Annotated in this window: 12 protein-coding genes and 1 tRNA gene; 6 read left to right on the forward strand and 7 right to left on the reverse strand. The window is 64.8% G+C overall.

What is annotated here, in order from left to right; translation table 11 throughout:
• Positions 1–141 precede the first annotated feature (141 nt).
• Together H6718_23605 and H6718_23610 are read right to left on the reverse strand one after the other, a co-directional pair.
• Positions 142–2,265, reverse strand: a complete 2,124-nt coding sequence (locus H6718_23605) for a hypothetical protein (GenBank protein MCB9588415.1) — start codon at positions 2,263–2,265, stop codon at positions 142–144.
• Between the two features lie 661 nt (positions 2,266–2,926).
• Positions 2,927–3,000: transfer RNA gene (locus tag H6718_23610), tRNA-Arg, on the reverse strand.
• 163 nt (positions 3,001–3,163) lie between these two features.
• Between H6718_23610 and H6718_23615 the strand changes: the two genes are divergently transcribed.
• Together H6718_23615 and H6718_23620 are read left to right on the forward strand one after the other, a co-directional pair.
• Positions 3,164–4,219: a hypothetical protein gene (locus tag H6718_23615; protein ID MCB9588416.1), complete on the forward strand. Its 1,056-nt coding sequence runs from the start codon at positions 3,164–3,166 to the stop codon at positions 4,217–4,219.
• 52 nt (positions 4,220–4,271) lie between these two features.
• Positions 4,272–5,369 carry an esterase gene (locus tag H6718_23620; GenBank protein ID MCB9588417.1) on the forward strand — a complete coding sequence of 366 codons (1,098 nt, stop codon included), beginning with the start codon at positions 4,272–4,274 and terminating at the stop codon, positions 5,367–5,369.
• A gap of 45 nt (positions 5,370–5,414) precedes the next feature.
• On the opposite strand, the gene H6718_23625 is transcribed toward H6718_23620, so the two are convergent.
• The gene (locus tag H6718_23625; protein MCB9588418.1) at positions 5,415–5,759 is read right to left on the reverse strand and encodes a PilZ domain-containing protein; all 345 of its coding nucleotides are present in this window, start codon (positions 5,757–5,759) and stop codon (positions 5,415–5,417) included.
• A 458-nt stretch (positions 5,760–6,217) separates the two neighbouring features.
• Here H6718_23625 and H6718_23630 point away from each other — a divergent pair, with 458 nt between their 5' ends.
• Complete coding sequence (locus H6718_23630; GenBank protein ID MCB9588419.1) at positions 6,218–7,663, forward strand: TIGR02266 family protein; 1,446 nt, start codon at positions 6,218–6,220, stop codon at positions 7,661–7,663.
• 82 nt (positions 7,664–7,745) lie between these two features.
• Here the strand turns inward: H6718_23630 and H6718_23635 are convergent, their stop codons facing one another.
• The gene (locus tag H6718_23635) at positions 7,746–8,384 is read right to left on the reverse strand and encodes an MBL fold metallo-hydrolase (protein ID MCB9588420.1); all 639 of its coding nucleotides are present in this window, start codon (positions 8,382–8,384) and stop codon (positions 7,746–7,748) included.
• 134 nt (positions 8,385–8,518) lie between these two features.
• Here H6718_23635 and H6718_23640 point away from each other — a divergent pair, with 134 nt between their 5' ends.
• Positions 8,519–10,552: a serine/threonine protein kinase gene (locus H6718_23640; GenBank protein MCB9588421.1), complete on the forward strand. Its 2,034-nt coding sequence runs from the start codon at positions 8,519–8,521 to the stop codon at positions 10,550–10,552.
• Between the two features lie 4 nt (positions 10,553–10,556).
• Here H6718_23640 and H6718_23645 read toward each other — a convergent pair whose 3' ends face one another.
• The 3 genes from H6718_23645 to H6718_23655 all read right to left on the reverse strand — a co-directional run bounded on the left by H6718_23645 (position 10,557) and on the right by H6718_23655 (position 15,697).
• Positions 10,557–12,587, reverse strand: a complete 2,031-nt coding sequence (locus H6718_23645; protein MCB9588422.1) for a thioredoxin domain-containing protein — start codon at positions 12,585–12,587, stop codon at positions 10,557–10,559.
• A 324-nt stretch (positions 12,588–12,911) separates the two neighbouring features.
• Positions 12,912–14,873: a thioredoxin domain-containing protein gene (locus tag H6718_23650; GenBank protein ID MCB9588423.1), complete on the reverse strand. Its 1,962-nt coding sequence runs from the start codon at positions 14,871–14,873 to the stop codon at positions 12,912–12,914.
• Between the two features lie 344 nt (positions 14,874–15,217).
• Entirely contained in the window at positions 15,218–15,697 is a 480-nt protein-coding gene (locus H6718_23655) for a hypothetical protein (protein ID MCB9588424.1), read from the reverse strand.
• A 410-nt stretch (positions 15,698–16,107) separates the two neighbouring features.
• On the opposite strand from H6718_23655, the gene H6718_23660 reads away from it, so the two are divergent.
• Positions 16,108–19,194, forward strand: a complete 3,087-nt coding sequence (locus tag H6718_23660) for a protein kinase (GenBank protein MCB9588425.1) — start codon at positions 16,108–16,110, stop codon at positions 19,192–19,194.
• Between the two features lie 520 nt (positions 19,195–19,714).
• Positions 19,715–21,034: an MATE family efflux transporter gene (locus H6718_23665; protein MCB9588426.1), complete on the forward strand. Its 1,320-nt coding sequence runs from the start codon at positions 19,715–19,717 to the stop codon at positions 21,032–21,034.
• Positions 21,035–21,867 lie beyond the last annotated feature (833 nt).

Here is a 21,867-nt window from a genome sequence, read left to right on the forward strand (position 1 = left end):
CCGTCCTCCGAGAGGTCGTAGTGGATTTGCCAGCCACGCGGTAGCGCGGCCTCCAACCCCGGCTAGGTGGCGGCGTTCGGTGGGAGCGCGGCGATAGCAAAGCAGGAGGCCGCGGCGCGTGAGAGGCGCAGCTCGAGCGACTCACGCGGATCCGGGAAACCATGCGATCAGGTCTGCTGCGCCGGTGCTGAGCACCACCTCGATGTTGCGAAGTTCCTCGACGCCCAAGCTCCCAGCGATCGTGCCCATGCGTACCGCGGCACTGCGCGTTGCTGGCTTGTCGACCAGCGCGCCCACGAGATCAATCGCGCGGTCCCAGTTCGTGCCCCCGAAGCGCAAGCTGAGCTGTCGTGAGAGGCCATTGGGAGTGCACTCGGTCGTCACGCTCACCCCGGTGCCAGCGCCTGCCTCGGCGTAGACGCCTCGCCAGGCTTGGTCGAGCCCAAGTCGTTGGGCTAGGTTCTCGAGCGCCGCTGAGAACGTCGCTTCGCTCTCCACGTCGGTCCTTGTGCCAAATGAGCAGGTTACGGCGCCCCGCGCTTCGCTGACGTAGCGAATGCGGTTCTCGATGCTGAATGGTGGTAAGCCGTCGAGAACGGCGTGCCAAGCATCAGCGTTTCCCTGAGGTGATACCTCCACGATGGCAGCGCGCAGGGTTGTTGGCCCACCAATCACGAGCGCGACGCATGGGGGCGCACTGCCGCGGTACTTGATGAGCAACGTCGACGGTTCTGGGATGCTGGTTTTGGGGGTGAGGGAGCTCCGTAGGTCGCCGTGCGTCGGCACGAGTAGCTGAAGCTCCTGAGTCAACGTACCCGCGCCGAAGAGGACGTTGCTTGACCCCACGGTGTTGACGACGTGCAGCACCGGTTCAACGGCGATCCCCCATTGCTCGAGGACCTTTCTAAGGCCTGACTCGGAACCGCTGGGCTTCGCGGGAGCTGGAGGCGGAGCTGGAACTGGCTTCGTCGCGCGCGACGACGGGGCGTGGGTGAGCAGCACGCCTCGAATTTGAAGCGCTGGAACCCGATTGAAGGGAGTGAGCACAGGTTCCGCTCCCAAGGCGGTGTTCGCCGCTTGTCTCACTTGAGCCTGGCTATCCCGGAGCAGGACCTCGAGCAGCGCTCGTGGTGTATCTTTCCGCGAGGCAATAGCTGCGCGCACGCCAGCGTTCGCATCCCGCGCGAGGAGCTCGAGGGTCTCTGCCGGCAGGTCTGCCCGATGCGCGAGTGCGAGGCACACCGAAGGCTCTGGGTCGGTGGCCAAGAGCTCCAACGAACTGAAGCGAGGATTCCTCGCTAGCTCCAAGCGCACCGACGACTGTTCATCGTCGAGCAGCGAATCCAGGAGGGCTTCAGAGGAATCCGGATTCGCCGCTACCGCCGCGCGCACTTGCCAGTCCGCGTCTCGGGCGAACGTCTCTAGCCACTCGCTGGGTAGTCCAGAGCGCGCCGCCAGCAGTGCGCGGACGTCCCCGGAGCTGGTCGGCCAAGGCGAGCGAATGCGTCGCGCGAACCAACCGGGACCGCGGTCTTCCTGGAGTGGTTCCTTCTGAGCCAGAGCAGCCAGAGTGGCGGTTGGTAGCGAAGCGTTCGTTGCCAGCGTCTGGAGCGTTCGCCCGTCGCACGCCTGGGCCAGCAAAACTTCCGTGACCGCGGTCGTAATATCCCTGCGGCAAGCCAGATGGCGTCGGACGTCGTGGTCGGGGTCCGCGGCGAGCAGCAGCATCAGATCTTCAGGCAGGCTTGGCGCGGCGGTGACGCTGCAGCGAGTGGCCTGGTCGCCAGTCAAGACCTTGGCCCGCAGCTCTTCATGGGTTGGAGGCGTGTAGGCAACGGCGGGCGCCCCTTTCAGTCGCGCCACGACCTCGGGGCTCAGCGTCGCGAGCACTGCCGCCGCATCCGGTCGCGAGGTGATCGCGTTGCGGACCATCCAGTGTTCGTCGTCGGCTAGCTTGGTCAGCACGGCGAGGGGCGTAGTCGGATGGCGAGCGACAAGCTCTCTGGCGAAGGTTCCGAGCTCGAGCAACGGAGCGAGCTCCGTGTAGGGTAGCGTGGGGTCTGGAAGAATTGCCGCGCGGATTTCACGTCCAGGTCCGCGTCCAACGATTGCGCCGTTCCAGTCAGCGTAGTCGATCTCCTCGTGCGCCGCTTGATAGTACGCTCCCGCGCGGCGCAAGAACCTCGCCAGCGGCAGCAAAGAGCTGACGAGGGACTCCCGGTAGTCGTCGTCCGTCAGCGCCCGCTCGAGCTCCGGTTCAGCCATCTGCGCTGAGTATCTCTCAGCGTGAATGCGCCGTACACTCGAGCCCCAGCAAACGCGGGCCAGCGCTAGGCACGTCGGCGTCCCCTTGAACCCCCTGGCAACCATCCGATAGTAGGGGCAGCCCGGTGCCACTGGAGTCCGGGGCCGATCACGAAACCAGCCTCGTTGCGGCGCGGCACACACGCTTCGCTCGCCCTTCGGGCGCTGCGCTCGCAGGGGCTCGCGCACCGTGGCCGCTCGTGAACTTGTCCAGACGTCGGCGAGACGTGGGACTCGCCGACCAAGAGAAGGGCGACGAAGGGTCATGGCTGGTGCCTTTGCGAAGTCATCGCTCGCCCTCAACTTCGGGGCGAGCGATGACGAAGCGCACCATCGGATCCAAGTCGCGAACTGGACTCGTGCACTCGCGGTCGAACCTTGGACTTTAGTTCGTTAGTGGGGGCAAGAGGGCAGCCCTCGCTGCGCTCGCCCTGACCTCTTGCGCGCCACACACGATTCACTGCGCCCTTCGGGCGCTGCGCTCGCAGGGGCTCGCGCACCGTGGCCGCTCGTGAACTCGTCCAGCTCGCTGGACTCGTGCACTCGCGGTCGAACGTGCGGCGGTGCACACCTCTGGTGGGCAGAGCGACTCCGCCCCGCTAGCGCGGGGCTGCGCGCTCTGCGCGCCACAGAGGATTCGAACCTCTGACCTTCGGCTCCGGAGGCCGACGCTCTATCCAGCTGAGCTAGTGGCGCAGAGGGTGGCGGGTGTAGCGCAACCGGCGGGGTTTTCAAAGCGAATGGGGGGCGGGGTGGCGGTGAGTTGGTGGGAGCGGTGGAACTGAGGCGTTTTTGGCTGGATTTGCCTTTGGGGTGGCGACGCGGGAACCTGGGGGCGGGCTGGATGTCTGGGCTCCCCATGGCGAAACGGGTCGTAGACTGGAGCGCGCTGCTCCTGTTGGTGGGGCTCGCTGCGGGCTGCGCTAGCGCGCCGCGCCAGGCGCCTGCGACCGTTGCCGTGCCTGCGGCCGTGGAGACTGAGACTGCGGACCTTGCGCCTGCGGACCGTCCGTATCGCGGCGCGCCCACGTGTCGCGTCATCGACTCGGAGCTGGAGCACTCCGTCGAACTCAAGCTCTCGCGCGGTGGGGCAAGCATCGCCACGATTCAAGACGGTGCGAGCAAACTCGAGCTCGGCAAGGAGCCGCTGATGCTCGAAATCGAGGGTGGGGGAGTGCTGCTCCGCACACCGTATGACCCTACGGAAACGCCGCTGCGGCTTCGCGAGCCGATCGCGCTCAAAGGCGTGCTGACACCAAAGCCCGAGGCGGCAGTGGAGTGGGTCGGTGGGCTCCCAAATCAGGCCCAGCGCATTCGGTTCCGCAGTGAATTGGGGAGCGGCCTCGATGTCACTGATCAGGTTGCCTGCTCGGCGCTCACGCTCAGGCTCGCTGACTACACGGTTCCGCTGCCCGAAGGGGAACCCGGCATCTGGCTCAAGGGGCGCATCAGCGTCCGCGAGACACCTGATGCTGAACCGGGGCTGGTGTTCGACGCTCCTTCTGGCGTTGCGGCGTCGGAGCTCGAGCGCAAAGCGGGCTTTGTGCGTATCCTCGTGGATTCAGAGCTGGATGTGCTCCAGGGCTGGGTGCCTCAGGATGTGGTGAAGCCGTCACCCGGGTTGATCGGCAGCATTGGGCGCGGCTTCGGCATCGGTGGGCTGGGCATGCGCGGCGCTTCGCACATCTACTACACCCACTGCGACAAGGAGCTCAGGCTGTTCGCGAGGGTGGGGGACGAGCAGGGCGAGGTCGGCGTCATTTACCCGCAGACGCGCTTCGAGGTCGAAGGATCGGAGCCTGGCGCGCATCCTGGATTCACCGAGATCGATCTGTGGCAGGGACGCATCATGCCTGCCGAGGGCGCGAAGTTCTTGGTCTACTCTGACGAACTCGAGAGCGGCTGCGGCCACTAGCGGCTGCGACAAACGCATGGTCACGCTTGCCACACGGTGTTAGTCCGTCGGCATGGCGAGCTTCGAAACGGACTCCGTCTGTTCGTCTTCCCTTGGGCGCATGACGAAGCCGCAGCGCTTTGGGCTACAGTGCCTCGGGTTGCTTGCCGTGTTGGCTGTCGGGTGTCGAGAGGATCAAGCTCCGGTTACCAAGCACCCGACGCCCAGCGCTCACTCTGCTCAAGCGTCAGCGCCCCGCGCGGTAGCGAGCCATCCGGCGCCGAGCGCGTCAGAGGCCAAGGGACCCACGGTCGCGTCGGTTGCCCCCAGTGGTGACCTCACCCCCAAAAAATCCGTCGCGGCGGAGGAAAAGACCTGGGTCTGGAACGACACGCCCATCGGCGAGATGCAGGTCGTTGTTTCCGTACCGAAACACATGGAGGGCGAGAAGCTGCCGGTGTTGGTCACGATGCACGGCCTGGGGGAGGCGCGTAAGGGCCCGGCGAAGGGCGCCCGAGGCTGGCTCGACGACTATGACCTCGCCAAGGCCGAGGCTCGCTTGGCAGCGCCGCCCCTCACCACGCAAGATCTCCAAGGCTTTGCCGGGGAGCGCCTCGACGTGTTCAATGCCACGCTGAAAGAGGAGCCGTATCGCGGGCTCATCGTGGTGATGCCTTACACGCCGGACATCCTCAAAGGCGACCGCCCGTTCAGCCTGGCGGAGCCCCTTGCTACTTTCCTTGTGGATAAACTGCTGCCTCGCGTCTACAAGGAGACTCCAGCGATCGGTAGCGTTGCGAGCACGGGCATCGATGGCGTGAGCCTGGGAGGGCGTGCGGCGCTGCTCGTGGGCTTGTCGCGCCCTGAAGCGTTCGGCGCGGTGGGCGGGCTCCAGCCAGCGTTCGATCAAAAGGACGCGCCGGAGCTAACCCGTCGCGCCCTGGAAGCGCGCAAGAAGAACCCAACGTTCCAGCTTCGGCTGCTGACGAGCGTGGGCGACTACTTCCTCGGCTCCACGAAGGCCATCAGCCAGGCCTTCGAGGAAGCGGATGTGTTCCACTCGCTGGTCATCGTGCCTGGCGACCACAGCTACAAGTTCAATCGCGGCCCCGGCGCCTACGAGCTCTTGATGTATCACGACCGCGTGCTGCGCGGCCGTCCACCGGTCTAGCGCCCTCAGGTGTCGCAAGCGGGTTTGGGGGAGAGGTCAATCGGCCTAGGCATAGGGGTCCGTCGCCAACAGCTCCACGAGGGGCATCAGGCCACGTCCCACGCCATGCACGAACTCCACACCTGCACGCGTCGTTCCCCGGGGATCCAAGAGCTCGGACCAAGCGACCCGCGCATCGAGCTGCAGTGGATCCCAGAGGTTTGGTGCGTCGACCAAGATCACGAGTTGAGTGCCTCGGGTTACCGGATCGGGCAACTCGACGCAGGCACCTCCAACCCCCAGATCGACGATCCAACCCTCACGACGCCAGTTGGAGTCGTCCGCGCGAACTTGAGCACGGAGCTTGACCTTGCGGCGACCGAAGGCGCGGAAGTGATCGCGGGGGGGCAACGGGGGCCCAGCTTATCACGAAGGGTTCGGCCGCTGGCTTGGCCCATGTGTTCAGTAGTCCGCTCAGCGCACGAGTTACCCGCGTGGGCACTTCACTAAGCGCGCGTCCGAGGCGGTGATGAACGTGCGTACGCGCATGTCCCAGGCGGTTCCAAGGCCCTGTTCAAGGAGGGCTCGGCGGCGGCCACTTGTAGAAGTGCCGGGCGGGGGATGCCAGACGCTGTGCAGAGAGTGGGAAACGCTGGACGGCTCCGGTAGGATACCGCTGCGATCGTGCCCGAAAGCCCGAATCCCTCACTGGTTTTCACCGCACCTTTCGGGGCGAGCGTAGTAAAGCTAGCAAGCGGGTCTGCGTACCCGCGACGGTTTGCTCGAAGAGCAGACCGAGATGGAACCAGCGCTCCTTCGAGCGCACGGAGCAATCAGTTCAGGCGCGAGTCGTTGCGCCGGAGGCTTTGATGGCACAGGACACCCGCAAGGATCCACGCGCGAAAGTGCTCACCATGACGGTCCGCTACAAGAGCGCGACCATCGATGAGTTCATCGAGCACCACTCCCACGACGTCAGTCGCGGTGGCATCTTCATCAAGACACCGTCGCCTTTTCCCTCCGGGACGCTGCTCAAGTTCGAGCTGAAGATCGCCGAGGAACAGAAGGTGATGCAGGGCGTCGGCCGCGTGGTTTGGAAGCGCGAAGCTGGCGAGTCCGGCTCGGACTCTCCCGCAGGCATGGGCGTCAAGTTCATCAAGATCGACAACGAGTCCAAGGGCGTCATCGATCGCTTGGTGGACGCACAGACCGGCGATAACCAATACGACGCGGGTGCAGGCGGAACGCCCGCACCTGCTGCCGCAAGCGTGAAGCCCGCCGCTGCAACTCCGGCACCTGCAGCAGATCCGGCGCCCGCGCCCGCTGGTGGTTTCGCCCGCAAGGCGACGATGATCGGCCTGGGCGCTGTGGGCGCCAAGAAGAAGGAAGAGCCCGCGCCTCCCGCCGAGGAAGAGTCGAGCTTCTTCCCCAAGTCCGAGGGCGATCCGGAGCAGCCGCCACCTGAAGACCGCACGGTAATGAAGCAAGCTGCGGAGCTACTTCAGGACGCGCTGCGCGAGGCCGGCGGCTCGATGGATGAGGTCGGAACGGTCGAGCCGAAGGCGGAGCCCGCGGCCTCCGAGGAGGACGAGGACGACAAGGAGACCGCGAAGGCTCCTTCCGTCGCGCCCAAGGAAGAGCCCAAGCCAGAGCCTGTGGTCGAAAAGGCCCCGGAACCCAAGCCAGAGCCGAAGCCGGAGCCCAAGAGCGAGCCCAAGGTCGCTGCGGCCGCTTCGGTCAAGGCAGCACCCAAGGCCGAGAAGCCCGCTGCCAAGCCGGCTGCGGCAAAGGCCGCGGACGCGGCGCCCCCGTCCAGCGTGTTCCCTGTGCAGGAGAGCTCCGGAGGCGGAAAGGCGATCATCCTGCTGCTCGGCGTCGCCGCAGCTGCCACGTTGATCTACTACTTCACTCGCACCACGGCGCCCGAGACGCCGGCTCCTGTCCCCACGGAACCGGCCGCGGTGACCGCCACGACGCCGTCGGCGGAGCCGAGCGCAGAAGAGCCCAAGGCGGACGCCGCACCCGAAGCGACCGACGCTGCGGCGCCGAGCGCGGACGCCGACACCGCCGCCGCGCCGAGCGCCAGTGCCGAGGAGCCCAAGGAGGAGCCCAAGCCCGAGCCTAAGGAAGAGCCGAAGCCCCAGCCGAAGCCCCAACCCAAGCCTCAGCCGAAGCCTCAACCCAAGCCGACGGCAGAACCCACGGCTGCTCCAACGGCGGCACCCACCCCGGCGCCGACGCCAACTCCGGCTCCCACGCCGAAGCCCCAGCCGAAGCCCCAGCCCACGGGCGGTGGCAGCGACAACCCTTACTGAGTTTCCTTGGGGAAATAGTCAAAGGGCGTGCTTCTCAGCGCGCCCTTTGCGCTTTTGTCCATCCGTCGCGGCGACGCGGCGCCTACAGATCCTGCAGGAACGGATTGATGCGCTGCTCGAGACCGATCTGCGTGTCCGGGCCGTGTCCCGGTACCACGCGGGTCGTCACATCCAGGGTCATCAGCTTGTCTTTCAACGAGCGCTGGATGGTTTCCGAGTCGCCACCCCACAGGTCGGTGCGTCCGATGCTGCCTTGGAACAGCGTGTCGCCGCTGAACAGCACTTGCTCGCCGTCGTGCTTGAGCAAGAACGACACGCTGCCGGGTGTATGCCCAGGAGTGTGCAAAACGCCCAATTCATACTTGCCGGCCCGTAGGTTGAAGTCGTCCACCAACGTCCCAACCAAGTCCGCCTTCTCGGGCACCTTCATGCCAAGCATCGAGGCCTGCACGGGCAACATGTCGTACAAGAAGCGGTCCGCTTCATGGATATGAGCCTCCGCGCCCGAGCTTTTCTGCAACGGGCAGGTCGCGCCCACATGGTCGATGTGGGTGTGGGTGTGGACAATCGCCGTGACCTTCAGCTGGTGCTCGTTCAGTAGCGCTTCAATCGCCGGGAAATCTCCCCCTGGATCGATACAGATGGCTTGCCGCGCGTCGAGATCGGCCACAATCGAGCAGTTGCAACCCAAGGGGCCCACAGGAAAGCTGAAGATCGCCACGCGGGGCGTATACCATGCGGCGCGATGCGCAGCGCGATCGAGACTGCGCTCTGCGGTCGAGACCGCGCACTGCGAAACAGCCTTTCATCTACCCACGAACTCCCTGACCCGGATCGCTTAGACTTCGCCGCTTTATGCCCCCGCCGGACGACTCTCTACCGCACGACGACCCTCGCATCGGGACCGTGCTATCAGACCGCTATCGCCTGGACACGCTGCTTGGGGAAGGCGCGATGGGGCGAGTGTACTCCGCCGAGCACGTGATGATGCGCAAGCGCGTCGCGGTGAAGGTGCTCCATTCCGAGCTCACTCGCGTGCCGGAGGTGGTGGGGCGCTTCGAACGCGAGGCGATGGCGGCAGCCAATATCGATCACCCGAACGTCGCCGCGGCGACGGACTTCGGAAAGCTGGAAGACGGTTCGATCTATCTGGTGTTGGAGTTCGTCGAGGGGCGCAACCTTCGAGACGAACTCAAGCGTGGACCGGTCAGCGTCGGTCGAGCGCTCCACATCACTCGCCAGATGGCTGGAGCGCTCGCAGCGGCCCACGCGCTCAACATCGTCCATCGCGATCTCAAGCCAGAGAACGTGATGCTGGTGAAGAAGGCGCACGACCCCGATTTCGTGAAGGTGCTCGACTTCGGCATCGCAAAGGTGCCGCTGGATGCCGCCGCCACGCCGGGGAGCCAGGCCGGGAGCGCGATCACCCGCGTTGGGATGGTGTTTGGTACTCCGGAGTACATGGCGCCGGAGCAAGCGCTCGGCAAAGAGGTAGATAACCGCGCGGATATTTACGCGCTCGGCGTGATCCTGTTCGAGTTGATCTCTGGGCTGCGTCCCTTCGATGAGAAGGATGAACTCGGGGTGCTCGGGCAACAGCTCTCGAAGCCGGTGCCCCGCCTCGCCGAGCGAGTACCAGGAACCCTTGCGCCTGAGGCCGTGGAGTCACTGATCCATCGCTTGTTGCGCAAAGAGGTCTCGGAGCGCCCGAATCAAGCCCTGGAAGTCGCTCGTGCCCTGGATGGCTTGCTCGCGCAAATCGCGCCGGAGCTGATGACCGTCGTGCCGGGCTCGATTCCCGGCACAGCTTCCTATCCCGGGACAGGGTCCTATCCAGGAATCGGGCGCTTTCCGTCGAGCGCGAGCTTGAAGGCCGTCGCCACGGTCGCCCAATTCAACGCAGATACCCCCGCGCCGGCAGAGATCGAGCCTCCATCAGACGCGCCGGCCACGCTCGCGTCAGATAGCCCGCGCCCGCCCCTAACCAGCGACGCGGACTTCGATCCAGGTTTCCCTGCGGCAGCACCAGGGAAGGCGGGGGGCGCTTCGGACGATTGGTTCGACGGCATTCGGTCCAATTTGCCGCCCAAGCTCCAGGAGCTGCCGAAGGCAGTGTTGCTTGGAGTGCCTGCTGCGGTGCTAGGCGTTGGCGTGTTGATCTTGGTGCTGCTGGTCGGCGCCGTCGCCACGCACACGCCGGAGCCTGCTGCCAGTGGGAGCGCCGCTGCCTCGGGGGAGCCCAAGGTCGAGCCGAGCAACCAGGCGAGCAACGATGAAATTGTTGCCGCGAGGAAAGACGGCGTGGAGGCCCTCGAGAAGCTGAGCAAGACCTACCCAGATGACACCAGCGTGATGCTCGAGCTTGCGCGCGCCTACGCGCTCAAAGAGCGCCGCGTGGACGCGGTCGAGATCATCGAAAAGGCAGTAGAAAAGAACCCGGACTCCCGTAAGGACCCAGGAGTCGCGAGCACCCTATGGGTGGCGGCCCAGGACGAGCAGAGCCAAGACCAGGCGTTTGCGTTGCTCCAGGGCGCCATGGGACAGAAGGGCGCTGACATCATCTATGACCTCGTGACCACCGATGGGGTGAAGCACAAGGTGGTGTCCCGTGCAGAGAAGTGGCTGGCGAGTGACCAGTTTCAAAAGAACTCGTCGCCTGCATTGAACATCGCGGTCGCGCTGAGGACTGCGAAGAGCTGCGGCCAGAAGCACGGCCTCTTGCTGCGCGCGAAGAACGTCGGCGACAAGCGCTCGCTCCCCTACCTGCATCGCTTCGCCACGCCCACTGGGTGCGGGCGTGGGGGCCGCGGCGACTGCAATCCTTGCATGCGCAAGGACGACCGCCTCAAGCAGGCGATCGAGGCGATCGAGAAGCGCTCCGGAAGCTAGGTGTTCAGTTGGCGGCTTGGGGCTTGCGGCCTGCCTGCTTGTCCTTTTGCGCGCGCTTGATCGCCCTCTTGAACTTGCTGTAGGGCTGCGCGCCGGAGATGAAGTAGCCACCGACGACGAAACCAGGTGTTCCGTTGATGCCGAGCTGATCGGCCGCGGCCTTCTCCGCACGGATTGAGGTGAGGTGCGTGTGCTGGTCCAGGGCGTCGGTGAACTGCTGCATGTTCACGCCTTCCCTAGCCGCGAGCTGCTCCAACACATCCCGGCCGATGCCCGTCGCTTGAGCGTCGAAGACCGCATCGATGAAGTGCCAAAACGCCTTGGCACCCTTCTGTTTGAAGACTTCCATCGCAGCCTCTGCTGCTGGCTCCGCGTCCTTGTGAAAAGGCAGCGGCAGGTTGTGCCAGATGAACTGGACCTGGTTCTTGAAGTCCTTCTCCACCTGGGCGAGCGTGGGGTTTACCCGGCGACAGAAGGGGCACTGCAGGTCGCTGAAGATATGAATGCGAATGCCGGTCTTGGGCCCCTTCGTCGGGTTGGCGCTGGTGGGCGCTGCGACCTGTTTCACGATGAAGGGGTCGCCGTGCTTCGCGTCCTTCATCAGGTGGTCGTAGTACTTGCCTCGCGGAAGCGTGGGCCCAATCGCCGCCTTGGCTGTGGCGATCCGTTCATCGATCACCTTCTCGAAGCTCTCGAAGGGCTGCGCCCCAGAGACCCGTCGCCCATTCACGAAGAAGTGCGGAGTGCCTCGGGCGTGCACGTCATCCGCGAGGTCTTGGTCTGCTTCGATGCTCTTCTTGTGGAGGGACTTGGTGATCGCCTGCTTGGCTCGCACGGGATTTAGCCCAGCCTGCTTGGCGATGCCGAGGAGGTCGTCGTCAGCGAGCTGGGGCTGAGACTCGAACAGCAGATCATGCACCAGCCAGAACCCCTTGTTGCCCTTTTGCTTGTAGGCCTCGACCGCGAGGTTCGCAGCGGGCTCTGCCCGGGCGTGGAACGGCAGTGGGTGGTGCTTGAAGACCATTCGAACGTCGTCGCCGTACTGCTTTCGGATGCGATCCAGCGTTGGCTCTACGCGCTTGCAGAAGGGGCACTGAAAGTCGCTGAAGACGACGATGGTCACCAGGGCGTCCTTTGGACCAAGTGTCGGGGAGGTGCCAACGGGCACCTTCCAGACCGTCTTGTCCTCCGGTTCGGCGCGCTGAGGTCGTGGCTTGGGCGCTTCGTAGTTTGCGGTGACGCGCTTGGCGTAGACCTGGGTGTCGGCGACGCCCAGACCACGGGTCGCGATCAGTTCTGCATCAATAACCTCGCGGAAACGTTCGATAGATTGCGCGCCGCTAAGCGTGACACCGTTGATGCGGAACGCCGGAGTACCGCTGACACCAATCTTGTCGGCGAGAGCCATGTCGGCGTCCACCTGACGCTGAGGCTCCTCGCTCTCTAGCAGGCGCTTCAAGATGCGCGGGTCGAGCCCGGCTTCAGCCGCACGCATCACCAGGCTGTCGCTATCGAGCTGACGCTGTTCACGATACAGACGCGCCGCGAACTCGAAGAAGGCTGCATCGCCAAGCTGAGTCAGCACCGCCTGAGACACCAAGGCCGCAGGAAGCGCGTCTTTGTGGAAGGGCAGAGGCTTGTGCTTGTACACGACGCGCAGCTTCTTTGGGCCGTACTCATCCATGAGCTGGTGCAGCGTCGGTTGGACACGCGCGCAGAACGGGCACTGGAAGTCGCTGAACTCCACGATCGTCACCGGCGCGGTAGCGGAGCCCCAGACAGCGTCGTCCGTATCCACGGGGATTTCATCCGAGGTGGGCTGCGCGGGGCGCATCGCCGGGGCTGCGGCCACGGCCGTCGGTTCCCTCTCATAGGCGTCGCCCTCGGTGCTTGCGACGTCGATCTGCGTCGCCGCTTTCGGCTTTTCTTGACTGGCGGTCGGGCTGCAGCCGACCAGCAAGGCCGCAAGCAGCAGGGTGAGCTGCGTGATGCCATGCAGTGCACCACGGAGCTGTCCATCGGATCGATTCGTCATGTCTTCCAAGTTCCAATGCTGCTCGGCCCCGGGTTGGTCCCGCCGGGGCTCGCATGCCCTCACTCGTGGTTCAGCCTCGCACAAAAACGCGCGAGTGCACCCATCGGGTCTTGGAAAAAGCGGCGATCTTCGCGCGTGGTTGTCTGCGGGCACTGCTGAGCGCGTTGCGTGTTCGCGCCACACATGGGCACCCAGGGCGACTTGGAGTCGTTGCTCCGCGCGGATACGTTCGGCGGCACAAAAGAGAGAAGCCGCGAGGCTCGAGGCCCCGCGGCTCTTCTCCAGCGCGCATCGGGAGGACGCGCGCCCTGCTCGTATCGAGCTCTACTTGGCTTCCTTGAGGGCCAGTTCGATGGCCTTCTTGAACGCCGGGAACGGCTGCGCGCCGCTGATGAAGTAGCCATTGACGGTGAACCCGGGGGTGCCATTGATGCCCGCCGCGTTGGCTTCCTTCTTGTCGGCTTCGACCGCCGCGGCATGGGTGTGCTGATCGAGAGCAGCCTTGAACTTGGTCATGTCGAGACCTTGCTCTTGAGCGATGGACTCCAGGGTCTCGCGACCCAGACCCTTCTGCTGACTCTCGAAGAGCGCCTTGTGGTACTTCCAGAAGCCGGCGTCGCCCTTTTGAGCCTTCGCCTCACGAGCGGCTTCGGCAGCCAGCTGCGCATCCTTGTGGAAAGGCAGGGGCAGGTCGCGCCACACGATCTTGACCTTGCTTCCGAACTCCTTCTCGACCTGGTCGATGGTGGGCTCGACGCGGCTGCAGAAGGGGCACTGGTAGTCGCTGAACTGCTGGATCACGACCTTGGCGGTCTTGCTTCCCTTGAATGGCGCGCCTGGGGGAGGGGCTCCGATGTCCTTCTTCTCCGGCGGCGGCGGCTCCTTGCCGTTCTTCATGATCTCGTCGTAGACCTTCGCCTTCGGCGTGCCGCCAGCGACCAGCGCCTTGGCCTTGCCCAGCTCCTCGTCGATCACGCCCTTGAACTTCTCGAAGGGTTGCGCGCCGCTGAGGCGACGACCGTTGATGAAGAAGTGGGGGGTCCCGCGGGCGTTGGTGTCTTGAGCAAGGTCCATGTCAGCCTGAATGGCCTTCTCGTACTTACCCGACTCGATCGCCTTCTGAACTTCGCCCCACGGCACGCCGATCTTCTGAGCGATGGCTTCGAGATCTGCGTCCTCCAGCTTCGGCTGACTCTCGAACAGCGCCGCGTGCGCCTCCCAGTATCCCTTGTCGCCCTTCTTGTCGCGGGCCACGCGTGCGAGCACCGCGGCGGGCTTGGCGCGAGGGTGGAACGGAAGCGCGTTGTCCTTCCAGACAATGCGCACGTCGTTGGCGTAGGTCTTCTCGACCTGATTCATCGTCTCCTCGACGCGCTTGCAGAAGGGGCACTGGTAGTCGCTGAAGATCACGATCGTGACGAGGGCGTCCTTCGGTCCCTTGATCGGGTCATCGCTCTCGAGCGGCACCTTCCAGACAGTCTTGTCGTCTTCTTCAGGACGCTCTGCCTTCTTCGCCGCTTCGGGAGCGGTCGGGGCAGCCTTGGCGTTCTGCGCGACCATCTTCGGGTAGACGTCGGAGCGCTTCACACCGCTGGCCACGGCCTTCTTCGCCTCAGCAAGCTGGGCGTCGATGACTTCCTTGAACTTCTCGTAAGGCTGAGCGCCGGAGAGGGTCACGCCGTTGATGCGGAACGCGGGAGTGCCGTTGGCACCGGCGTTCTTCGCGTCTTCCATCTGCTTGTCGATTTCGGCCTTGTACTTCTTGGCGGCGTAGTCGGCCTTGAACTTGGCAACGTCGACGCCAGCTTCGCCGGCCCACGCTTCGTAGTTCGCGTCGTTGAGCGCCTGCTGGTTCGCGAAGGCCTTCTCGTGGAACTTCCAGAATGCGTCATTGCCACCCAGCTTGAACACGACCTGAGCTGCCTCCGCAGCCGGGCGGGCGTTCTGGTGGAAGGGCAGCGGCTGGTTCTTCCAGACGATGCGCACGTTCTCTTTGCCGTAGTCTTGCTTGATCTTGGTGATCGTCGGCTCGACACGGGTGCAGAATGGGCACTGGAAGTCGCTGAACTGCACGATGGTCACGAGCGCGTCGGGGTTACCCCACGACGGGTCGTCGGCAGTGACTGGAATGGTTGCGTTTGCGTGGGAGGGGATTGAGCCTCCCGTCGCTGCGAGGGCTCCTTCGCCCGCGATCTCTACGCCCTTACTCCTATCGTAGGAGTACATCAGCCCCATCCCTGCAAGGAAGCAGAGGAAGAAGCCGACGATGGCAGTTCCCTTGTTCATTTTGTTTCTCCTGATGTTCCTCTCGTATCCGTGAGGACACGAATCTCGTAGATCTCAGCGCCGTACCGAGCGCTTGCTCAGCGGGCAGGACAGAGATCCCTAAGTCGATTGGCTGACCGCGTTCGCCTCATTGCGAGCGGTCTTTTTGGGGGAGAGGTGCGCCTGCTAGTCGCTCTCTTGGCGTTCGGCGCACCCCTTCAAGGCGGCAATACCTTGCTTGCGGCTCGCTCGTTCGACACATAGTTCCGTGAGGAACTAGCTCCTGGCCCTGTGCAGCCTTCCCGCCGAGCGGAGGGAACAGTTGCCAAGCCACAAGATCGAACGAGGAGCCGCCGGGGGCGGTCTCAGCTTCGCGGCGGACGGTAGATCTGCGTGGGCTGCTCGACGGGACCAAGCTCTGGGGCTGGCGTCGGCGTGAGCAACACGGGCTGCGGTGCGACCTGAGCGGCACCGAGCAGGATCACGGCGTGGTCGACCTGCGCTTGGGCGCGCCAGAGGGCGTCCTTGCTGGGTTGGTCGCTTTTCGCGCCGACGAGGCGCATGAGATCTTCCGAGCAAGGCGCGCTCAGCTCGTCACCGCTCGCGCTGCGCAGTGGCGGCGGCGCCTCGACGGTGGTCCCGTCCGCCCCGCACATGGGCGCTGGCGGTGGCAGCTGGCTCATGTTCTCGGCGGCCAGCGCTGGCGCAGCGCCAAACAACACCCAGCTGGCGACGAACGCCGCCAACGCACGCGCGCAGCGAACCAACCACTGGCGGGTGGCCCAGCTGGAGCGGCCCAATGTTGGCCGGTCCGTGCGGTCTGGGTGTTGGTTCAGCCCCTTCAAGCAGTCGCCTCTGTTGCCGGGGAGCATACAGACACCCGGCGGGCGAGCAACCAGGAAGCCCGCCTGCCCATTCCCCACGGCGACCTTTTTCCGTCCATGCGCCTAGGTCCTGTGAAGGGTGCAGTGCTCACCGCGCGTCCGCTGGGTTGCTTTTCGTCCGCGCCTACCGCGCGTCCGCTGGGTTGCTTTTCGTCCGCGCCTACCGCGCGACCGCTGGGTTGCTTTTCGTCCGCGCCTACCGCGCGTCCGCTGGGTTGCTTTTCGTCCGCGCCTACCGCGCGTCCGCTGGGTTGCTTTTCGTCCGCGCCTACCGCGCGTCCGCTGGGTTGCTTTTCGTCCGCGCCTACCGCGCGTCCGAAATGCGCTCTGCTTTTTTGACCACTTTATCCTACATCGTGCAGGTTGGGCGCATGGCAGCCTCGAACCCGGCACCTAATGCTTCGAAATCACAAGCAAACTCCTCGCGTCGCGGCGGAACCCTTGGAGGAAGCAAGGCGGCAGACAGCAGCTTCGCGCAGGCGCTGGCTGCTCAAGGGCTGCCCCGTCGTTACGCTCACCTCACGCTTCTGCGTCAGATCGCTCGAGGCGGGATGGGTGAGGTGTTCCTCGCCACCGCGGGCGGCATCGAAGGTGCCGAGCGGCCTTGTGTGCTGAAGATCATTCGCCGGGACCACGCCGGGGATCGCTCCTTCCTCGCGCGCTTTCTCGATGAGGCGCGGATTCAGGCGCAGCTCCACCACCCCGGGGTGGCGCAGATCCTGGAAGCCGCGAAAGACGACGAGGGCAACCCCTACGTCGTCGTCGAACACGTCGAAGGCCGCAACTTGGGTGAAGTCCGCACTCGGGCGATCCAGCTGAAGCTCGACATTGGCTGGGCTGACGCGGTCGCCGTGGCGGTCACCCTCTCAGACGCTCTGGCTCACGTTCACGAGCGCACCGACGCCGACGGCAAGCCCCTCGGGATCGTACACCGCGACCTGAGCCCGCAGAACGTGATGGTTGGCTATGGCGGCGACGTCAAACTCATCGACTTCGGTACCGCTCGCGGCGAGAACCGACGTTGCCAGACCGTTGCAGGCATTGTCTTCGCCAAACCGGGCTACGTCGCGCCGGAGGTTGCGAATGAAACTCCCGGGGGGATCCCTGCGGATATCTACGCCGTTGGCGTCATCCTCTGGGAGCTCGTCGCTGGCCGGCGTTTCCTGCAAGGGGACGCGAGTGAGCACCTGGCGCAGGTTGCTCAGGGCAAGCGCAACCCGCCGCCTCTGGCTGCCGAGTTCGGCGCGCCGGCGGAGCTGGATGGAATCATCGCGCGCATGACTGCGCCCGACCTCGGGCATCGTTACGCCTCGGCGAAGGATGCCGTTACGGATCTGGTGCGCCTGTTGAAAAAGGCGCCGAGTATGGCGAACGGCGAGACCAGCGTGCGCGCCCGCATCGCGCACTTGATGGGACGCCTTTACCCTGCGGAACCAGCAAAGAGCCGCGCGGAGTTCGCCCGCCTGGTAGCAGTGATGCGCAAGGCGCAGAGCCTGCCTCGTGCACTGCCAGCGTCGCCGACTCCCGCACTGGCCAGCGCCGAGCAGGCGCCGAAGAGCGCCCCCGAGAGCGCCTCTCCCCCAAAAAAGACCGCTCAGGCAGCCCCGCCGAAACCCCAGAGCAAGCCCGTCGTTGCCCCGGAGCCAGTGCAAGATACCTCCCCCCAAGCTCACGCGGCCGCTCCGGAGCCTGCTGCGGCAGCCCCTGAAGAAGACAGCTCGCTCTTGCCTGGCACTCGCTACCGCCTGGTGCGCCGCATGGCGCAGAGTGAAATGGGAGAGGTGTTCGAGGCGGAGCACGTTGATCTCAAGCGCAGCGTGGCGCTCAAGGTGTTGCCCGCCTCCAAGGGCTCCGAGGCTCAGCTCAAGCGTTTCTCCGTGGAAGCGCGCAGCGTCGCCAACCTGCGCCACGAGAACCTCGTGACCCTGTACGACTACGGCACCACCACTGACGGGCGACCCTTCTACGCAATGGAGCTGCTCGACGGTGAGAACCTGAGCCAGCTGCTCGAGCGAGAGGGAACCATCGGTTGGCGTCAGGCCGTGCGCATTGGCATTCAAGCTTGCAACGCGCTGTCTTGCGCGCACTCCGCTGGGGTAGTTCACCGGGATATCAAGCCCGGGAATCTCTTCCTGTTGCGTGACGGCACAGTCAAGCTGCTCGACTTTGGCGTCGCCAAGTTGGGCGCCGAGCTGGTCGCCGACGGCGGTGCTCTGCACCTAGTCGGAACTCCTGAATACATGGCACCAGAGCAGGTGCGCGGCGACGTCGATGAACGCAGTGACGTCTACGCGCTCGGGGCCGTGCTGTATCAACTCGCGAGCGGTCGCCTGCCGCACGTCGCTTCAACCACTGTCGCTTTGCTCGACAAGAAGCTCCGGGGTCAACCGGAGAGCCTGCGTCGACGAGCTCCAACCCGAGGTTTCCCCGCCATGTTCGACAAGACCGTTCAGAAGTCACTCGCTACCGAACCCGAGCAACGCTACCAGTCCGCCGACCAGCTTCGCGAAGCGCTAGAAGACGCGCTGCAAGAGCCGGTAAAGCGTCAGCGTCGTCGCCGGACCATTGCCACGGGGATCTTGGCCGCGCTTGGCATAGCCGTCGCGGGAGGAGCCATCGCGGGAGCTCAAAACCCCGAGATGCGTGCCCGCGCCATGGCGATGATCGGCAAGAAGGCGCCCGCTGAGGAGACACCTACCGCGACCTTGGAGGAGGCACCGCTCGCCGAGGCTAACGCCGCCGAGGGAGCAGGAGACGACCAGGGTGAGGAAGTCGCCGCCGCCGACGAGGAAGGCAGCGAAATGGGCGACCAGGAAGACGGCGACCCCACCGCGGATGACAGCGCTGAAACCGAGACGGCGTCGGCGGACGGCAAGGCCTCTGACGAGGAAGCCGACACGAAGGACGCCAAGGACGAGGGCGGCGAAGCGGTCGCTAAGGCAGACGAGGATGCGGTCGAAGCGGATTCCCCTGCGGAAAAGTCTGACGACGCCACTGCTCAGCTCAAGGGAGATGCGGACCCCGTCGCGACGCCCACCGCCGTCGCTGCCGCTCCCGCGGCGATGAAGGCCAGCGAGCTCTCGAAGGACGCCGCCGTCAACGAGCAGATCTCCCAGGCTCAGGCGATGATGAACGCCGGGCAGCGCATCAAGGGTTTCAACATGCTGCGCAAGCTCGGCAAGAACAATCGCAAGAACACCGACGTGCTCAAGGCCTGGAGCGAAGCGGCGGCGAACATGAAGGCGTGGGGCGAGGCGCACCGCGTGGCAAGGCAGTGGGCTGAGGTCGATGACAGCGCCGAGGCTCGCATCCACCTCGCGCGTATGCAGCGTGCCGTTGGCAAGCGCGATGCGGCGATCAAGACCCTCGCCGAGCTCCTCAAGGACAAGCCCGATTCCACGGAGGCGAAGCAGCTGCTTCAGATGTACGGTGGTAAGCAAGCGATCGCGCTGCGCTGAGCCTCAACCGGGTGAGCCGGAGCCCGCGAGCGAGCGGACTCGAGCAGCCGATTCAATGGCTGCGGGTGCTCGCTGAAGTTTCCGCAGGCTTCTGTGGAAGTGACTGAAAACACAACACAACGAGCGGCCTTCCAAGACTGGGAGGCCGCTTTTTTCGCGCCGGACTTGCCGCCTGGGCAGGGTCCGCTCTAAAGCTCCAGCGACACGCACCATCAGCTCTGTGCGTCGCGCTTTTCGCAGCGCGTGTTTCACCCCACCCCTCATGTCTTCCAGCACGCCTGCTGCGCGCTCATCAGCGCCAACCGATTCCGGGCGCATCCCGACGGATGCGCCTGACGACAGCGCAGTCGGGGAGGCATCACAGCTCCCGGCCGTCGAGACGGCTCCGCGCGAGTTGGGAGCAGACGACTCGGTGTCGATTCCTCCCCCGAGCGCTCAGATCGCCTCGGAGCTGAAGATCGACACCAGCAAGAACGCGTACGCCCTCGTGCTGCGGATCGCGTTGCCAACGGTCCTAGCGATGCTCAGCCAGAGCGTCGTCAACGAGATCGACAACTTCTTCTTTGGCTACCTGGCAGAGCCGGAGCGCTCGAACGCTCAAGCCGCGCTGTTTCCGTCTCTCGTCTTGCTCTGGATGTTTGGTGGATCGCTGAGCGCGATCTCCGTTGGCACTCAAGCCATCGCGGCTCGGCGCTTCGCTGAGGGGCGCTACCGCAAGTCGGGTGAGGTCCTCGTCAACAGCTGGATGTTCTCGTTGGTCGCCAGCGTGATCACCACGGTGATCGCCTACGCGCTGACCCCCACCATCCTGAAGTTTGCGCTGCCCTCGGTTGAAGTCCGGGAGGCTGCGCAGAGCTTCTTGAACTGGCGCTTGCTCGGCATCGCGTCGATGGTCATCACGTTCAGCTTCAAGGCTTTCTTCGACGGCCTCGGCAAGACCCACGTGCACATGGTCAGCGCGCTGGTGATGAACGCGCTCAACATCTTCCTGTGCTGGGTGCTCATCTTCGGGAAGCTCGGTGTCCCCCACATGGGCATCGAAGGCGCCGGTCTCGCCGACGCCCTCTGCACCTGGGTGGGCCTGGCGATCATGGTCGCGTGGACTCTGAAGGCGAAGTACCGCGTACCCTTCAAGCCGTTCGCGATGAGCGCCCGCAGCAAGGCGCTGACCTGGGACATCCTCAAGCTCAGTATTCCGAGCGGAATTGCCACCATCGCGGTGATGCTCGGCTTTGGTCTCTTCAGTGTGATCGTCGGCCGCTTGGATGCCGCGAGTGCGGCTCAGGGGGGGAGTGCGAACCACAACCTGGCTGCCACGTCGGTCATCGTCTCCATCCTCAAGCTCACCTTCACCGCGTGTCTGGCCTTCGGCACCGCGACCGCCACACTGGTCAGCCAGTCCATGGGCGAAAAGAAGCCCGATCAAGCAGAGCGCTACGGTTGGGTTTCAGTTCGTCTCGGCTTGATGGTGTTCGGCGTCGTTGGCTTCCTGGAAGGCGTGGTCTTCCCTCATCAGGCCATCGCGTTCTTCAACGACAGCCCTGAGGTGATGAGCGCGGCCCTCGTTCCGATGCGCATGATGGGCATCATCACGCCGCTGATTGCTTGCGGCATGATCCTGACCCAGGCGCTGTTCGGAGCGGGTGAATCGGTGTTCGTGATGATCGTGGAGCTGGTGCTCCACTTCTTCTGCCTCGTGCCTCTCGCATGGGTGCTCGGTATCACGATGGGCTTCGGCCTAGTTGGCATCTGGTCCGCAGCCGTCGTCTACGTGCTGATGCTCACCATCATCATGGCCCTGCGTTTCCGCTCGGGTCGATGGAAGCTGCGAAAGATCTGAGCCCGGATTGATACGTCTCTCGCCGATCGGGAGGGGGCCCCAGCGAAGCTGGGGGAGGGGCTTCGGAAAAGCCCCTCGAGCAATACAGGGTTTCGGGACAGAGGGTTGGCAAGTGCTGACGAGCGAGCGCCCTCACCCGCTGGGGCGCGCGCTCGTCATTGCTAGTGTTGGTGCCGTGACTGTTCTGAGGGGGCTTGCCGAAGCCCCCTCCTCTGTTTTGCTCGCAGGCTCGCAAACAGAGTCTCCTCCCCGACGGTGTGCGTTGGGCGTTGCCGTAAGGATGCGGGGCGGCTCAGTCTTTGAGCGTCTGCGGTCTCGGTCGCTTTTCGGTGTTTGCCGATCGGGGTGGGGGCCCCGCTTGCGGGGGAGGGGGCGTCGGAAACGCCCCCTCGATCAACAGGGGAAACGGCACATACCTGGAGCCTCGAAGACGAGCGTGCGCCCTCACCTGCTGGGGCGCCCGCTCGGCAGGCTCCTGTCTGGTGACGGAGAGCGACGGACAGAGGGTTGGCAAGTGCTGACGAGCGAGCGCCCTCACCCGCTGGGGCGCGCGCTCGTCATTGCCAGTGTTGGTGCCGTGACTGTTCTGAGGGGGCTTGCCGAAGCCCCCTCCTCTGTTTTGCTCGCAGGCTCGCAAACAGAGTCTCCTCCCCGACGGTGTGCGTTGGGCGTTGCCGTAAGGATGCGGGGCGGCTCAGTCTTTGAGCGTCTGCGGTCTCGGTCGCTTTTCGGTGTTTGCCGATCGGGGTGGGGGCCCCGCTTGCGGGGGAGGGGGCGTCGGAAACGCCCCCTCGATCAACAGGGGAAACGGCACATACCTGGAGCCTCGAAGA

The organism is Polyangiaceae bacterium (assembly GCA_020633205.1).
In the GTDB taxonomy this organism is placed as follows: domain Bacteria; phylum Myxococcota_A; class Polyangia; order Polyangiales; family Polyangiaceae; genus JAHBVY01.

Bases quoted from the DNA above. Each gene is read 5' to 3' on its own strand.
- H6718_23605 (MCB9588415.1), bottom strand. From the start codon at position 2,265: ATGGCTGAACCGGAGCTCGAGCGGGCGCTGACGGACGACGACTACCGG.
- H6718_23615 (MCB9588416.1), top strand. From the start codon at position 3,164: ATGGCGAAACGGGTCGTAGACTGGAGCGCGCTGCTCCTGTTGGTGGGG.
- H6718_23620 (MCB9588417.1), top strand. From the start codon at position 4,272: ATGGCGAGCTTCGAAACGGACTCCGTCTGTTCGTCTTCCCTTGGGCGC.
- H6718_23630 (MCB9588419.1), top strand. From the start codon at position 6,218: ATGGCACAGGACACCCGCAAGGATCCACGCGCGAAAGTGCTCACCATG.
- H6718_23640 (MCB9588421.1), top strand. From the start codon at position 8,519: ATGCCCCCGCCGGACGACTCTCTACCGCACGACGACCCTCGCATCGGG.
- H6718_23645 (MCB9588422.1), bottom strand. From the start codon at position 12,587: ATGACGAATCGATCCGATGGACAGCTCCGTGGTGCACTGCATGGCATC.
- H6718_23650 (MCB9588423.1), bottom strand. From the start codon at position 14,873: ATGAACAAGGGAACTGCCATCGTCGGCTTCTTCCTCTGCTTCCTTGCA.
- H6718_23660 (MCB9588425.1), top strand. From the start codon at position 16,108: ATGGCAGCCTCGAACCCGGCACCTAATGCTTCGAAATCACAAGCAAAC.
- H6718_23665 (MCB9588426.1), top strand. From the start codon at position 19,715: ATGCTCAGCCAGAGCGTCGTCAACGAGATCGACAACTTCTTCTTTGGC.